General features: G+C 41.4%; 10 protein-coding genes and 1 pseudogene. 3 read left to right on the top strand and 8 right to left on the bottom strand.

Annotation, left to right across the window (positions count from 1 at the left end; all coding sequences use genetic code 11):
* Positions 1-43 precede the first annotated feature (43 nt).
* From V6260_RS13335 to V6260_RS13325, 3 genes are all read right to left on the bottom strand, one after another.
* On the bottom strand, positions 44-3,262 hold the full coding sequence (locus V6260_RS13335) for a S41 family peptidase (RefSeq protein ID WP_341594641.1): 3,219 nt from the start codon (positions 3,260-3,262) through the stop codon (positions 44-46).
* A 156-nt stretch (positions 3,263-3,418) separates the two neighbouring features.
* The gene (locus V6260_RS13330; RefSeq protein ID WP_341594640.1) at positions 3,419-4,816 is read right to left on the bottom strand and encodes a 5-methyltetrahydrofolate--homocysteine methyltransferase; all 1,398 of its coding nucleotides are present in this window, start codon (positions 4,814-4,816) and stop codon (positions 3,419-3,421) included.
* A 32-nt stretch (positions 4,817-4,848) separates the two neighbouring features.
* On the bottom strand, positions 4,849-7,254 hold the full coding sequence (locus V6260_RS13325; protein WP_341594639.1) for a TonB-dependent receptor: 2,406 nt from the start codon (positions 7,252-7,254) through the stop codon (positions 4,849-4,851).
* A gap of 141 nt (positions 7,255-7,395) precedes the next feature.
* Here V6260_RS13325 and V6260_RS13320 point away from each other — a divergent pair, with 141 nt between their 5' ends.
* Together V6260_RS13320 and V6260_RS13315 are read left to right on the top strand one after the other, a co-directional pair.
* On the top strand, positions 7,396-7,812 hold the full coding sequence (locus V6260_RS13320; protein ID WP_138540492.1) for a MerC domain-containing protein: 417 nt from the start codon (positions 7,396-7,398) through the stop codon (positions 7,810-7,812).
* Positions 7,813-8,214: 402 nt separating this feature from the next.
* On the top strand, positions 8,215-9,066 hold the full coding sequence (locus tag V6260_RS13315) for an alpha/beta hydrolase (RefSeq protein WP_341594638.1): 852 nt from the start codon (positions 8,215-8,217) through the stop codon (positions 9,064-9,066).
* Positions 9,067-9,132: 66 nt separating this feature from the next.
* Here V6260_RS13315 and V6260_RS13310 read toward each other — a convergent pair whose 3' ends face one another.
* The 5 genes and pseudogenes from V6260_RS13310 to V6260_RS13290 form a co-directional block, all read right to left on the bottom strand.
* A complete protein-coding gene (locus V6260_RS13310) occupies positions 9,133-9,381 on the bottom strand; it encodes a DUF3297 family protein (protein WP_002963088.1) in 249 nt (82 codons plus the stop codon).
* Positions 9,382-9,821: 440 nt separating this feature from the next.
* Complete coding sequence (locus tag V6260_RS13305; protein ID WP_182672130.1) at positions 9,822-10,031, bottom strand: cold-shock protein; 210 nt, start codon at positions 10,029-10,031, stop codon at positions 9,822-9,824.
* A gap of 185 nt (positions 10,032-10,216) precedes the next feature.
* Complete coding sequence (locus tag V6260_RS13300) at positions 10,217-10,426, bottom strand: cold-shock protein (protein WP_024595869.1); 210 nt, start codon at positions 10,424-10,426, stop codon at positions 10,217-10,219.
* Positions 10,427-10,850: 424 nt separating this feature from the next.
* Positions 10,851-10,967, bottom strand: a pseudogene (locus tag V6260_RS13295) (putative sulfate exporter family transporter); the annotation flags it as partial.
* Between the two features lie 253 nt (positions 10,968-11,220).
* Positions 11,221-11,970 (bottom strand): GntR family transcriptional regulator, encoded by a 750-nt coding sequence (locus V6260_RS13290; protein WP_341594637.1) that lies wholly within the window; start codon positions 11,968-11,970, stop codon positions 11,221-11,223.
* Positions 11,971-12,538: 568 nt separating this feature from the next.
* On the opposite strand from V6260_RS13290, the gene V6260_RS13285 reads away from it, so the two are divergent.
* Positions 12,539-14,128, top strand: coding sequence for an alkaline phosphatase (locus V6260_RS13285; protein WP_341594636.1), 1,590 nt, complete (start codon positions 12,539-12,541; stop codon positions 14,126-14,128).
* Positions 14,129-14,136: the final 8 nt, after the last annotated feature.

The raw sequence follows: 14,136 nt of genomic DNA, 5'->3' as shown, positions 1-14,136 counted from the left end.
AGGGTTTTTTTGTTGGCTCTAGTTTATTTTGTTATGCAACAAATTAAAACTTAGATGGTGCTGGTGGCACTACTAAAGGTTGCTTAGGGTTTGCTTTAAGCTCTTTTAATAACTCTTGTACTGCACGCTCTATTGATGGATCTTGGCCTTTATAAATAAGTTCTGGGCGGTCAACCACTTTAATATCAGGTGCAACGCCTTCGTTTTCTATAATCCAGTTACCTTGGGTATCTAAAATACGGAATGTAGCCGCAATGACTTGCCCGCCATCTACAAGGCTTGGGTTACCAGAAATACCAATTAAGCCACCCCAGGTACGCGTACCAATTAACTTACCTAAACCTGCTTGGCGGAAGTAGTAAGGAATTGCATCACCGCCTGAGCTTGAATAGCCGTTAATTAGCATTGCTTTAGGACCGTCGTGCGAGAACTGTGGTGTTTTAGTCGGCTCGGTACCTCGGCGTTTCCAATAGTTAAGTGGTTTACGCGCAAGCCAGGTGATCATGTGCTCAGGAATAAAGCCACCACCGTTGTATCGGTCATCAATAATCATGGCATCTTTGGTGGTTTGCGGCATGTAGTTTTTAAACATGGCGCGGTTACCTTCATACGCGGTATTTGGCAGGTGTACGTAGCCAATGCGGCCATTTGATAACTTATTAACGTAGGCTGCACGCGAGTTAACCCAATCTAAATAACGTAGGCCTTGCTCACTGGCGACCGGTTTTACAGTTACTTGCCACGCGCCTTTACTGCGCGGTTTGTTGTTTATTACCAGCTCTACTTGCTCGCCTTGGGTGTTTTCAAGGAGTTCGTAAAAGTTAGCAACGTCTTTAACCGAGCGGCCATTTACCGCAATAATGTAATCGCCGTTATGGGCTTTTACGCCAGTGGTCCCCAGTGGTGAGCGAAAATCGTCATGCCAGTTTTCACCTTTGAAGATTTGCTCTATTTTTACGTAACCCGATGGATCGCTTGCAAGCTTAGCACCTAGTAAACCGTGGTTTTTACGCTCGGCTTTTGGCATATCGCCCGATTGCACGTAAATATGGCCCGAGTTAATTTCGCCGGCAATTTCACTCAGTACATAATCAAGGTCGCTACGGTGGCTAATGGCATCAGCCAGAGGTTGGTATTTAGCTAAAATAGCATCCCAATCTTGACCGTGGTGGTTTTCGTCGTAGAACCAGTCACGCAGTGTGCGCCAACCTTCTACGTACATTTGTTGCCACTCAGCTTGCGGGTTAATTTTAAGTGTCATTTTACTTAAATCGAGCTTATTAGCGTTTAGGTCTTGCTTTGGTTTAGGCTCAATTAAGCTGTAACCGCTACTTGTGTGTACAAGCAGATGTTTGCTGTTGCTCGATATAGTGTAATTACTAACGCCTTTAGCGACTGTTTCTAGCTCGCTATCGTGCTCGGTGCCTATAAGTTGTAAACCACCATTGGCAAGCATCAGTACGCCGCCTTTTACTGCGGTTAAACCACGGTAATTGCCCGCTGGTGCATTAAGTGCGGTAACACGCTGCATAAAGTCGCTGCTTTGCAGTGCGTTTTTAACTTTTTTATCGTCTTCTTTTTCGTCGTCATCGTCTTTTACAATCGTGGTTTCGTCACTTTGTAAGGCGATAAGCGGTTTAACGCTGTCGTTTACTGCGGCCGCATAAATACGGGTGGCGCGGTTAAACATGTAGTCAAATTCGTAGCTGCTAAACGCAAGGTTAAAGTCGCGCTCAGAGCTAAAGTAAAGGTATTGACCATCTGGCGAAAAGGTTGGGTTTTGCTCATTACTCATCTCGTCTGTTAGGCGTGTTACCTTTTCTTTTTTAAGGTTGTAGTGCCATAGTGAGGCATAACGGTTTTCGTTATTTTTAACATACACAATGTCTTGGCTGTTAGGCGACCACGTATATTGAGTAATACCGTCTTCGTCGTAAATGCCGGTATCAATTTTATGTTGCTTGCCCGATTTTGCATCTAACCACCACAGAGTGTGGTTTTTATCTGCAAACAACAGCTTAGTGCTATCGGGTGACCAAATAGGCGTAAAACGCCAAATAGTGCCATTACTAGTAAGTTGCTTAATGGCATTATTTTTACTGCGATCTTTTAAGTAAATTTCGTACTCGCCGCTTTCATCGCTCATGTAAGCAATGTAACGCCCATTTGGCGACCAGCTTGCGTCTATTTCGCGGCTTTTTTGAGTGTATGATAAGTTACGTGTAGGCCCTTGTTTAACAGGTACACTAAATAGCTCGCCACGGGCTGTAAATACAGCACGTTTGCCATCGTGAGAAATCGACATAGAATCAATAAAGTCGCTCACATTTTTGCTGTAAGGCATGGCGTATTGGCGTACGCCTGCAATGTTAATGCTCAGCTTTGCGCTTTTTTGTGTTTTTGCGTCAAAGCGATATAAGTAACCGCCGTTTTCATACACAACCGCATTAGGGCCCGCTGATGGCCAAAGTACGTCAAAGTTTTTATAATTAGTGAGCTTTTTAGGCTCACTGCCTTTGCGGTATTGGTAAAGGTTTAATGTGTAATTACGATCAGATACAAAATAAATGTTGTCGCCAACCCAGGTCGGTTGCTGGTCGGTTGCACGGTTAGTAGTAAGTTGCTCTGAGGTGTTATTTTCTAAATCGTAAATCCATACGTCTTGCGCACGGCCGCCACGGGTGCGTTTCCAAGTACGAAACTCACGGTCAATGGGCGTATAAACATACTTGCTACCATCTGGCGAGAGCATACCGCCGCCAGTTTCTGGAATAGCTAAAGGTTGCTCAAGACCACCGTCGGCTGGGACCATATAAGGGCGGCCCATTCTTTTGCCCCACGGTGTACGGTTTGCTCTAAACACCACATTTTTGCCATCGGCTGTCCAATCTAAAACGCGGTAATCAAAGCCACCACGCGGTGGCATTGGGCCAACATCGTTATAGTAGGTAAGTTGCTTAAGACCTGAGCCGTCGCTGTTAATTACATAAATTTGGCGGCTGCCGTTATATTCGGCTGAAAATGCAATGCGTTTACCGTCAGGAGAAAATTTAGGAAAGGTTTCAAAACCAATATGATCGGTTAAACGTTTACTTGCGCCTGTTTGCGTATCAGCAATATAAATATCGCCGCTGTAAACAAAGGTCACGTTTTGGTTATGAATATCCGGAAAGCGCAGTAAGCGTGTGTCTTTAGTTTCATAAGCAGATACACCCGGTGCGATAACCGCAGCCAAGAGTGCTAAGGTTGTTATTTTTTTCATGGGATTACATCCTATATTAAAAGCGGTTACATCATAACAATCAGGTTATAAATAGCGATGCACTTGTGATAAAAGGTCTGTTACAAAATGTGAATAAAAAAGGTTGGCATTAAGCGGCCAACCTTTATGTAAATGCTCTTTATTTAGCGCATAAAATTAATGGTCGTGGTCATCTTCAACCTCAGCAATACCTAACCATGTTAAGCCTGCTGGTGGAAAAGTTAACTCTAGTTCACCTTCAACTTCTAAGTCTTCAAGGTGTACTTGCACAACATGCTGAGCAATAGGGTCAGCAACATAAGCAAACTCACCATTTTGAGCCACCGTCATGCTAAAGCTCATACCTTCAGGCATGGTTGATACATCTTGTTCGGTAATATCAACTTGGCCTGCAAGTTCCCAGTGCATTTCGCCATCATGGTCATGCCCCGTAAGTACATTTAAAAAGCCTAAGCTGTCGAGCACTAAAAAGTGTTCACCACTGGCTGAGAAAGAATAAGATACAGCACTTGCGCCATCGGCTAGTTGCCATTCTACTTCTTCCATTTCGGCATTTTCAGGATGGATACTCAGTAATACTGAGCCACTGCCATCGTGTCCTGCGGCAATACCAAAAATAGTGTCGCTATTTTCGTAGCCATATAAAGTACCAATGCGTTCAGTGCCTACCGCTTCTATATTTGCTACTTTTTGTGCTTCGTATACATCACCTTGCTGGTGAGCTATTAGCACACCATCACCACAACCAAATACAACATAGTCGTGATTTTGTGCTGCACCGTGTAAATCAGGGCACGTAACTTCTAAGGTCTGTTCTAGCTCGTATTCACCATCATGAAAGTGATAAACACCTACTTGATCTGGCAGTACTTTAGCAACCGATGTGTTATCTGCATCGTCGCGACGAATAGTTGATAGCAAATGCTCTCCTCGTGGCTCTGCTACACCGTGCATATTTATATCGTAGCTAATACCAGGGAGTGTTGGCGTTGCGTTAGTGATATCGCTATCAGTTAATACTTCAACCGAAGCTGGCGCACCTGAATCTGCATCGCCATCGTAAAATATGGCTAATTGCCCGTCGTGTGTCATTAAGTGTGTAGGGCGGCTGCCACTTGTTAGCTCGTAGCTACTAAATGCAGGGCCTTGCTCGTAATCATGCAAGTGCTCACCGTGATCTTCGCGCCACATACCGCCGTCTATAAACCCTAGGTAATCTTGAGTTCGGTTTGTAATTACAGCGTAACGAAAGTCAGGCGAAGCCGACAACGTATTTGACTCATCGTTTAATACAAACGTATCAAGCAGTGCGTTATCGTCTAAATCAAAAAAGCTCGCTTCGTTGCTATCCCCAGCCAGTACGGCAAGTCTGCCAAGTGAGCTTATAGTAAAGCCGTCGTCATGGTCGTGATCATCATCATCGTCGTGATCGTGTTCATCTTCTACAACAATAGGATCTTGTTCCACAATGTTGGTTTCTGCATCACCACAAGCTGTAATAAATGTAGTACTAATTGCCAGTGCAATAAGCTTTAATTGATATAGTTTTTTCATGTTTATTTCCTTTAATTATAATTTTTTAACGCTTAAAAATAACCGCGAATACCTAGCGCAAAACTACGTCCTGGACGTGGCGCTATATCTTTTACAAACGAGCTGTGCACGCGTGCCTCTGTATCTGTTAAGTTGGTACCTCGCAGGTACACAGACATATCTTGGTTTAATACTGAAAGGTCATAAGATATGCTTGCATCAACCAATGTGTAACCGTCTGTGGCTGTTTCTTGTGGGGCTGTGCGGTCTTGCTTTTGATAGCGAGTAACGTGAATATGCGCACTTAATTTATCTGTTTGATAGCTTAGCTCGCTGCCAAAACGAAGCGGTGGAGTACGGGGTAAATCGCCGCCGTCTTTAAGGCGTGCACGAACGTAATCTGAGAATAAATCGACTTTAAATTCATCGGTTAATTGCCACGCAATTTGCGCTTCAAACCCGTGTAAAATTACGTCGTCTGTTTTAAATAAATAAACCGGCAGTTCTGATGAATGGTCGTGTTCGTCAGCCCCTTCTTCTTCATCGCCATGGTCGTGGCCACTTTCGGCGAATAAACCGGTGTCTATTTGGTAATAGTAATTATCTACTTGGTTGTAAAAGGCATTTAAAATAAAGCCAACATCACCTTGGGTTTTACGCAGGGTTAAATCGATATTATTGGCTGTTTCCAAATCAATTGCTTGATCAGATAAACCCAAATGGCCGTCTTCATCTAAATCAAATAGTGCACCTACTTCGTAAGTGCCAGTACCAATGTGTGGCCCAAACGATAACAATTCAGAGGCAGAAGGCGCACGTTCAGAGCGCGATACAGAAAGGCCTAAGTTATAGTTAGGTGTAAAATCCCATACTACGCCTGCCGATAAACTGATTGGTGTAAATTCATGCTCTACGTCAAATACGCGCGTAATTTCTGCACTTTCTTCGTGATCATGTTCGTCGGCTTCTTCTGTTTCATCGTGTGCGTGAGCGTCAATATTTGGCAGTAATACGTCGCCTGCTTCAATGGTTACACGCTCTATGCGCCCACCTAACTGCACTAAAAAATCACCAAAGTGTCTTTCTTCCATTAGTGCTACAGCAAAGCTTTCGGTTTCTGATGGAGGCGTAAAGGCCTCTTCACCTTGTGCTTCAATATCGCTTTGTTTGTAATGAAAGCTAATGCCGCCATTCCACTCGTTAAATTGGTTATGTAGTAGGTCTATGCGTAATTCATTTGTTTCGTTTTTAAAAGTAGTGCCTACAGCGCCACCTTCAATTTCAGCGTGTTCGTAGTCGGTGTGGCCAACGCGCAGGTTTACTTTGTTTAACCATTTATTATCTAGGTTGTACTCACCTAATAATTGCACCTTAGTTTGTTCTAAATCAGCAAATACGCTTTCTTCTTCGTCGCTGTGTTCTTCCTCTTCTTCCTCGCCGTGCGTATGGCCTGGAATGCCGTATTGACGATTAAATTGCTCTACTGCTAAGCCAATAAAGCCGTTATCCATTAAAGAGCTAGCGCCAACAGTAAAACCATCAGACTCTTCATTACTGTTTTCAACAGTGTAATCGCCACTATGGCTTTCACCATCGCTATCTATATCGGCAGCTACAGGCACCTCGTAGTCGTCGGCCTCACGCCAAAATGCATCGGCGTAAAAAGCCACCGAGTCTGTGCCTGTGGTGGCATTAAACGAGGCTACTTTTTGGTTATCTACCGAGTTATGTTCTACGTTCCACTCGCCGCGTGTTGTGCTGTCGGTTGGTACACGACTATCTACCACATTTACTACACCACCAATCGCTCCGCTGCCATAAAACAGTGTTGCTGGGCCGCGTAATACTTCAATTTGTTGTGCGGTAGAGGCTTCTGATGCAACAGAGTGATCGGGGCCAACGCGCGACACATCGCTTACATCAAGGCCATTTTGAGTTATGAGTACACGCGGGCCGCTTAAACCACGAATAATTGGTGTGCTGGCTACTTTACCGTGAAAGTTGGTATTAACACCTGGGAGTTTTTCAAGGCTGTCGCCAAGGGTTGCAGCTTGTTGACGTCTTAGTTGTTCGCCAGATAAAACACTAACAGGTGATGCCGATTCCATTGCCGACATATGAATAGGGGTTGCTTCAATATCAATAACTTCAATAGGCGAGCGCTTTAAATTAAAAGTAACCGATTGGTTTTCATCATTCGTTATTGTTATATCGCGATGAAGGTGCGCATAGCCAGGGGCTACAACGTGAAGTTCTTTTAAGCCATTGTTTAGCTCTGCTATGACAAATTTACCGTTTTCGTCGGTGGTGACTTTAAGGTCTGAGCCTTCAACTTCTATGGTTGCATTGGTAACTATTTTACCTTGATTGTTTAAAACAACGCCTTCAATTGTGGATGCCAGCACACTTGCTGGTAATAAAGCTGCGATGAGAACAGCTAATTGTGATCTAGGTTTCATTTGACTACCTTGTTAGATGTTATATTATATCAATTATGCGAGAAATGTTATAATGTATCAATAGTAATTAACTGTTGTTACTAAAATGTCTCCTTAAAGGTAACGCTTTTGAGTAGAGGCACTAATTTAGTAGAGGAAATAATGAAGTCGAGTCAAAGTGTTATGGATCGTATGGCGATTGGGTTATCGTTAATGTGTACAGTACATTGTTTTGCAACCCCGGTTATTTTAGCGCTATTGCCAAGCTTTGCTGTACTGCAAATAGATAGTGAACAATTTCATTTATGGATTCTTGCAGCGGTATTACCCACCAGTTTATTAGCACTGAGCTTAGGCTGTAAAAAGCATAAGCGTAAACGTTATATGGCCTGCGGCGTTATTGGGCTGTCTTTTATGATATGTGCGGTATTGCTAGGCCATGAAATAGCCGAAAAAGCGCTAACCTTAATAGGCTCAGCGTTTATTGCTGTGGCTCATTGGTTTAATTACCAACAATGCCTTAAACAAAATGACGATAATTGCCCGTGTTCAGGCGATGAATCTGATCAGGTAGCTTAGCGGTGTTAGTGCTACAAACAACTAACGTGTAGCACTTTAAATTAATACCCTAGTGTTTAAATTTTTTAATAGCTTAAAGTAATAAGTGGGTTAAAGTAGTCATCCAATATTGGTTTATTATGCTTGGCTTAGGTTAGGGCGTGCTGATCTTTGCGGATTGAAATTTGTTCAATCTAGGGGCGATTAAATCGCGGCGCGAGGTTTGTAACCTAGTGGGCTAAGTAAAAACCGAGTAACAAAGAGTTTATCGCCCCTAGGCAGAACCCGAAGGGCAGCGCATGTTTGGCATTTATGCTGCGTTATCGCCTATTTATGGGGAGTAACCACACTTCATAAGCTCTGCCTTGCCTAAAAACCAAACATGCTGCTGCAAATTCAACCATCAAGGATCAACACGCCCTAATGAATACTGCTTTAAAATCCCTGCTGTTACTTTGCGCTTTAATGTGTTTTAAATTAAGCGCAAATACCCCGTACCAAATCCCTAGAAGCAGCGTTATTGAGCTCACTGAGCCCGTGACCAATCGGGTATACCCTGTTTTTATTCAGCTTCCTAAGTCATATAAAAAGCACCCTGAAAAAATATATCCAGTTATTTATTTAACCGACGCGCCGTATACGTTTCCTATTGTGGCGGGTGCTACACGGTTTCCTATGAATAGCGGTAAAATGCAGGAGGCTATTATTGTGGCCATTAGCTACGAAAAAGGCTCCAAAGGGTCTAATAGCCGAATTAGAGACTACACACCAAACAAGGCTCAAAGCTGGAAAAAACAAACCGGTAACGCTCAAAACCATGCGCTGTTTTTAAAAAATACGGTACTGCCATACATAGAAAATACCTACCGAGCAAGTAGCACACATAAAACCTATATAGGTAACTCTTTAGGCGGGTTATTTGGCGCCACTATTTTATTTACGATGCCCGATTTATTTAACAATTATATTATTGGCAGCCCATCAGTTTGGTTTAATAACAATGCGATTTTAGCGCTTCAAGCACATAAACCTAAAGTGCCTACTAAGGTTTATATATCGGTGGGGGCAAAGGAAACCCCAAGCTTTGGTGAAGGGCAAAATATGGTGGAAGGAGCAAAGCAATTAACGCAAAAAATTAATGAACTTAGCAGTGACAATATTGAATTAAAAAGTGTTGTTATTGAAGGGGCGAGTCATGCAACTGCCTTTCCTACTACAGCAATACAAGGGCTTGATTGGGTGTTGGGTAAAGCTAAACTTAGTACAATTAAATGATTATTAACAAGCACAAAAAAAGCGACTGCCCAATAAGGCGTCGCTTTTTTAGTAAGTCGTATTAGCTTACTTATAAAAGGCTTCAACAGTGCCTTTTCTTGTAAGTAAAAGCGGTTGTCCGCGACGATCAAGCCCTTTTGGAGATGCAAACTTTATCCAACCTTCGCTGATGCAGTATTCTTCAACATCAAAACGCTCTTTGCCGTTGAACGTGATACCAATATCGTGTTCAAAAACTTCTTCCACATGATGTGGGCTGCGTGGATTAATAGAAAGGCGATCTGGTAAAGCAGGTTTTGCGGTAGTGTCGTTCATGGTCATATTCTATATTGAATGAAGTATGCGCTATTGTAGGCAATACAAAGCTTTCGCTCAAGAGAGATAGCCGTAAATGTGTTTAAAAATGTACTAATATCAACCTGCATAAATCTTTGATCAATTTAACGAATTAAATTCCACTATAACGTCGTTAAAAATTTTTTATTTACGACTGCATGGATGCAGGAGGTAGAGCAGTGCAGGGAGCAATTGCCGAGAACAACTAGATACAAAAATTGTTGCCTAGTTCTAGCGTAATTTTCTTAACGTTAAATAGACCCCATATATAAGCAGATTGGTATAATTAATGGGTTGTGTATACAAATGAGACTGCGCTTGGAAAATATTTACAGAAGTGGTTTTGAAGATATTTGACTAAAAAATGGTAAAGGTAAAATATTAATGGGTTATCTCTAACCCACTAAATTGTTTAGCAATTAGATGCTAACGATGTTTTCAGCTTGTGGACCTTTTTGACCTTGAGTAACAGTAAACTGTACACGTTGGCCTTCAGCTAGAGTTTTGAAACCGTCGCCAGAGATTGCGCTGAAATGTGCGAAAACATCAGGACCAGATTCTTGCTCGATAAAACCAAAACCTTTTGCTTCGTTAAACCATTTTACTGAACCAGTAGTTGTATTAGACATAATATGTATCCTAAAAAATTAATATAAGTGTGCCTGAAAAGAGGCGATTGAGCCGGAAAAAATAGTTAACTTGAGGATATCGCGTAGGATTATTACTAAAACAACGGGGTACTTACAAATAAAACAAAACTTCTTTCAAACTAGTATTAAAAATGGGTTATTGCTAACCCATTTAACGAAAGCAATTAGATGCTAACGATGTTTTCAGCTTGTGGACCTTTTTGACCTTGAGTAACAGTAAACTGTACACGTTGGCCTTCAGCTAAAGTTTTGAAACCGTCGCCAGAGATTGCGCTGAAATGTGCGAAAACATCAGGACCAGATTCTTGCTCGATGAAACCAAAACCTTTTGCTTCGTTGAAAAATTTAACTGTACCAGTTGTAGTTGTAGACATAATAGTATCCTAAGGATTAATAAAAGTGCGCCTTAAATTAGGCAATTTAACAGGAAGAAAACGTACATTTAACTGAGGATAACGCGAAGGATTATTACTAATAACAACGTGGTACTTACAAATAAATAGGGTTTTCTATCAACCCGATGCGAGGCAGGATAACAGTAAGTTAAGCCGTATACCAAGCTTTATTGTAAATTTATTTTAGAGTAAGTACTTTATTTGTTTGTTGTTTTTTCAACTAACTAGCTATGGTTAAGATGATGTTTTTTACTTTTAAAGCAAAAGTAAGTTAGTTTAATCAATGCGTTAAGCCTGTTTTTACGCTCAATTTTAGAGTAGGTAAAACACAGCTTTTAGTTGGTTTAAAAATGACCTGATTACCTACTGGATTTTTTAGACATGCCCTAAATAACGTAATTCATTAGCTCCAAATTACAAGTCCAAGTATTAATAACGCAATCCAAAGTGTTTCAGCTACAATTAAAATAATGGGTTTTATACCTACTTCGGTTAGTTTTCCTAAATTAGTTTTCATTCCGTTTGTACCCAATATTATTACTCTAAGTTTAATAAATAGAACCCCTACTGGAAGGGTCCTATTTAATTATTTAAATAGGAATTTATCTCGAAGATGCGCTATGTATTATGTTAATCATGCCGCGTTTACAGCAAAGCTGCTGATGAGTGGATGGAAAGCCAGCAGAAAGCCATCAAGGTAAGGCTTGCTATCTTTAAAAAATATTTAAAGGTTGTGCGCTAAGATTGTTAATTAGTAGTTTAAGTACGTTTAATTAGTCGAGCTCAATTTTATAATGGTAGTGATCGCTACGGCATTTACTTAAGCGGTATTCAATACGCTTACCTTCGATTGATTCGGTAATGCGCGATACTAACAGCAGTGGATCGCCAGCTTTTATAGCAAGCATTTTCGCATCATCTATTGTAGCAAGTACGGCTTTAATACTGTCTTGGGTTTTGTGTACCGTTTGGTTAAATTCACTCTGATAGTAATGATATAGAGTGTGCGGTATATCACTACTTTTATGTATATCAGGAAAGTAGCTTTGCGGTAGGTATATAGTTTCGCTCATGCAAAATTTGTTATTAAGACTACGTCTACGGACAAGCTTAGTAACTTTGTCTTTTTTATTTAGCTGCAAAGCCTTTATAGCCTCAGCGGGCGCTGAACAAAGCTCAACTGATAGCAGTTCGGCCTTTGGTGAGTTGTCACTTTTACCGTCGGCTTGTAACGGAAAAAACCTAAATAGGGCATCTTGCGAGGTATGCTCTGATACAAACGTACCAACGCCTTGGCGACGAGTTACTATTTTATTGTCGGTTAATAAATTAAGCGCTTTACGAACAGTACCTTGGCTTACGTTAAATTCTTCAGCAAGGCGAAATTCGCTTGGTAAAGCTTCGCCGGGTAACCAATGCCGTTTAACAATGAGTTGTTTTATACTATTAGCCACTTGTAAGTAGAGTGGTTGAAAATCCAAGCTTGGGCTACTTAATTTGTGATCAAACATAGAGTTACTCATTGTTATTTACCATTAAATTTAATCCATTTGTAGTTATATCATAGGTGAAGCCTTTTACGCATATTTGCGTTTCTCGACTAAACGTGAGCTACCGCAGTAATTTTTATTGAGGCAAACTGCATATTGTGTTTAAAAATCCTCCTTATTTTAATCTCAGGTAGAGTAAGCATATTACTTGATGGATTGTTTTTTCACTGGATTTTCAGTGTTATAAATATAATTACTCAATTAAATTTATCCGTGGTATCGGTTATAACGCTTACAATAAAGCTGAAATTGACGAATTTAACTGTCCGGCAAAGGTAGAAGTGGTTTCATGTATAGGCGCTGTGCGTTAGATATAGCGTTTTCGGCAGGTTTTAAATAACTCCCTCAATAATCTCCCTTAAAAGCGCAAAGTTTGACACGTTGCGTTTTTCTGTGACTCATTTTTGTAATAGTTTAGTCATTTTACTTTCATCAAAATTACCTTTATCAGTCACATCTGTTTTTTATAGTGCTGCGGTTACTTATTTGAGGTTTACGCTTCAAGCAAAAAATAACCACTACACTATGGGAATAATAAAGGATGAAAATTAAAAAAATTGCTGCGGCAGTTGGCTTAACGCTTATGTTAAGCACAGCAAGCCATGCCAATGTATTACCGCAAAGCCAAACAGATAGTAGCTGGTATACGAATGCCCAAACCACGTTAGCTGCTAAAACGGCTCAAGCACAAAATGAAAACACAACAAAAGCTAAAAACGTCATTTTATTTGTAGGCGATGGCATGGGTATTTCTACTCTTACTGCTGCACGCATTTTAAAAGGGCAGCGTAATAACCAATCTGGCGAAGAAGGTTATTTAAGTTTTGAAGAGTTCCCATACTCTGCACAAGTTAAAACGTATAACGTGGATGCTCAAACTCCCGATTCAGCAGGCACGATGACGGCTATTATTTCGGGTGTAAAAACCGATGTAGGCGTTATTGGTGTAGACGAAGATATTGAACGCGGCGTGTGTTCAACTGTAGCAGGTAACGAGCTAATTACCGCGACTGAATTGGCTGAAATTAAAGGGCTATCTACCGGTATTATCTCTACAGCACGTATTACTCATGCAACCCCTGCTGCAACGTATGCCAAATCGGCTGACCGAGATTGGGAAGATATCTCCGATATGCCAGAAAGTGCGGTAACGGGTGGCTGTGAAGACATTGCATCGCAATTGGTTAATTTTGAAAAAAATCTGGAAACACGCTTCGTAGGCACTGATGTAGACGGCCTTGATTTTGTAATGGGTGGCGGTCGTCGTCACTTTTTACCAAAAGATGCTGCCGCTAATTCAACAGATGCAGTAAGCGCGGTAGAAGGCGACCGTACTGACGAGCGCAACCTAGTGACTGAGTGGCAAACACAATATCCAGACGCCACGTACGTAATGGATCAAACAGGCTTTGATGCAATAGCGGATGATGCCACTAAAGTATTTGGTTTATTTAACGAATCCCACATGCAATACGAAGCAGACCGCGCAAACGATGTAGCGGGCGAGCCTTCACTTTCCGATATGACCACTAAAGCAATAGAAGTGCTTGGTAAAAATGATAATGGATTTTTCTTAACAGTTGAGTCAGGTCGAATTGACCATGCGCATCATGCGGGTAATGCATACAACGCGCTTAACGACACAATTGAGTTTGCTAAAGCCGTGCAAGCTGCTGTAGATAACACCAATCCAGAAGAAACTCTTATTTTAGTTACCGCCGATCACAGCCATGTATTTACTATTGCAGGCTATCCTAAGCGCGGTAATCCAATTTTAGGTCAAGTAGTTGGCGTAGGTGCAACAACACCAAGTTTAGCTGCCGACAACATGCCCTACACCACTGTAGGTTACGCAAATGGTTTAGGTTTTAGAAACCTAGGCAGCGAGACAAATGCTGATGTAAGTTATACAAGTGCTGCTGTTGCAGGGCGTGTTGAGCTAAATGGTGTTGATACAACAACACCTGGTTTTCACCAAGAAGCAACTGTACCAATGAGTTCAGAAACACACGCAGGCGAAGACATATCTTTGCATGCAAAAGGTCCTGGTGCTCAGCTAGCACAAGGCGTAATTGAACAAAACGTTGTATTTCATTTAATTAATCAAGCTCTTGAATTAACTCAGCAATAATGGCGGCT

The sequence above is a fragment of the Pseudoalteromonas aliena genome, from assembly GCF_038155085.1.
GTDB lineage: Bacteria > Pseudomonadota > Gammaproteobacteria > Enterobacterales > Alteromonadaceae > Pseudoalteromonas > Pseudoalteromonas aliena_A.
This window is presented reverse-complemented; position numbering and strand designations above follow the sequence as displayed.

Bases quoted from the DNA above. Each gene is read 5' to 3' on its own strand.
- V6260_RS13335 (WP_341594641.1), bottom strand. From the start codon at position 3,262: ATGAAAAAAATAACAACCTTAGCACTCTTGGCTGCGGTTATCGCACCG.
- V6260_RS13330 (WP_341594640.1), bottom strand. From the start codon at position 4,816: ATGAAAAAACTATATCAATTAAAGCTTATTGCACTGGCAATTAGTACT.
- V6260_RS13325 (WP_341594639.1), bottom strand. From the start codon at position 7,254: ATGAAACCTAGATCACAATTAGCTGTTCTCATCGCAGCTTTATTACCA.
- V6260_RS13320 (WP_138540492.1), top strand. From the start codon at position 7,396: ATGAAGTCGAGTCAAAGTGTTATGGATCGTATGGCGATTGGGTTATCG.
- V6260_RS13315 (WP_341594638.1), top strand. From the start codon at position 8,215: ATGAATACTGCTTTAAAATCCCTGCTGTTACTTTGCGCTTTAATGTGT.
- V6260_RS13310 (WP_002963088.1), bottom strand. From the start codon at position 9,381: ATGAACGACACTACCGCAAAACCTGCTTTACCAGATCGCCTTTCTATT.
- V6260_RS13305 (WP_182672130.1), bottom strand. From the start codon at position 10,031: ATGTCTAATACAACTACTGGTTCAGTAAAATGGTTTAACGAAGCAAAA.
- V6260_RS13300 (WP_024595869.1), bottom strand. From the start codon at position 10,426: ATGTCTACAACTACAACTGGTACAGTTAAATTTTTCAACGAAGCAAAA.
- V6260_RS13290 (WP_341594637.1), bottom strand. From the start codon at position 11,970: ATGAGTAACTCTATGTTTGATCACAAATTAAGTAGCCCAAGCTTGGAT.
- V6260_RS13285 (WP_341594636.1), top strand. From the start codon at position 12,539: ATGAAAATTAAAAAAATTGCTGCGGCAGTTGGCTTAACGCTTATGTTA.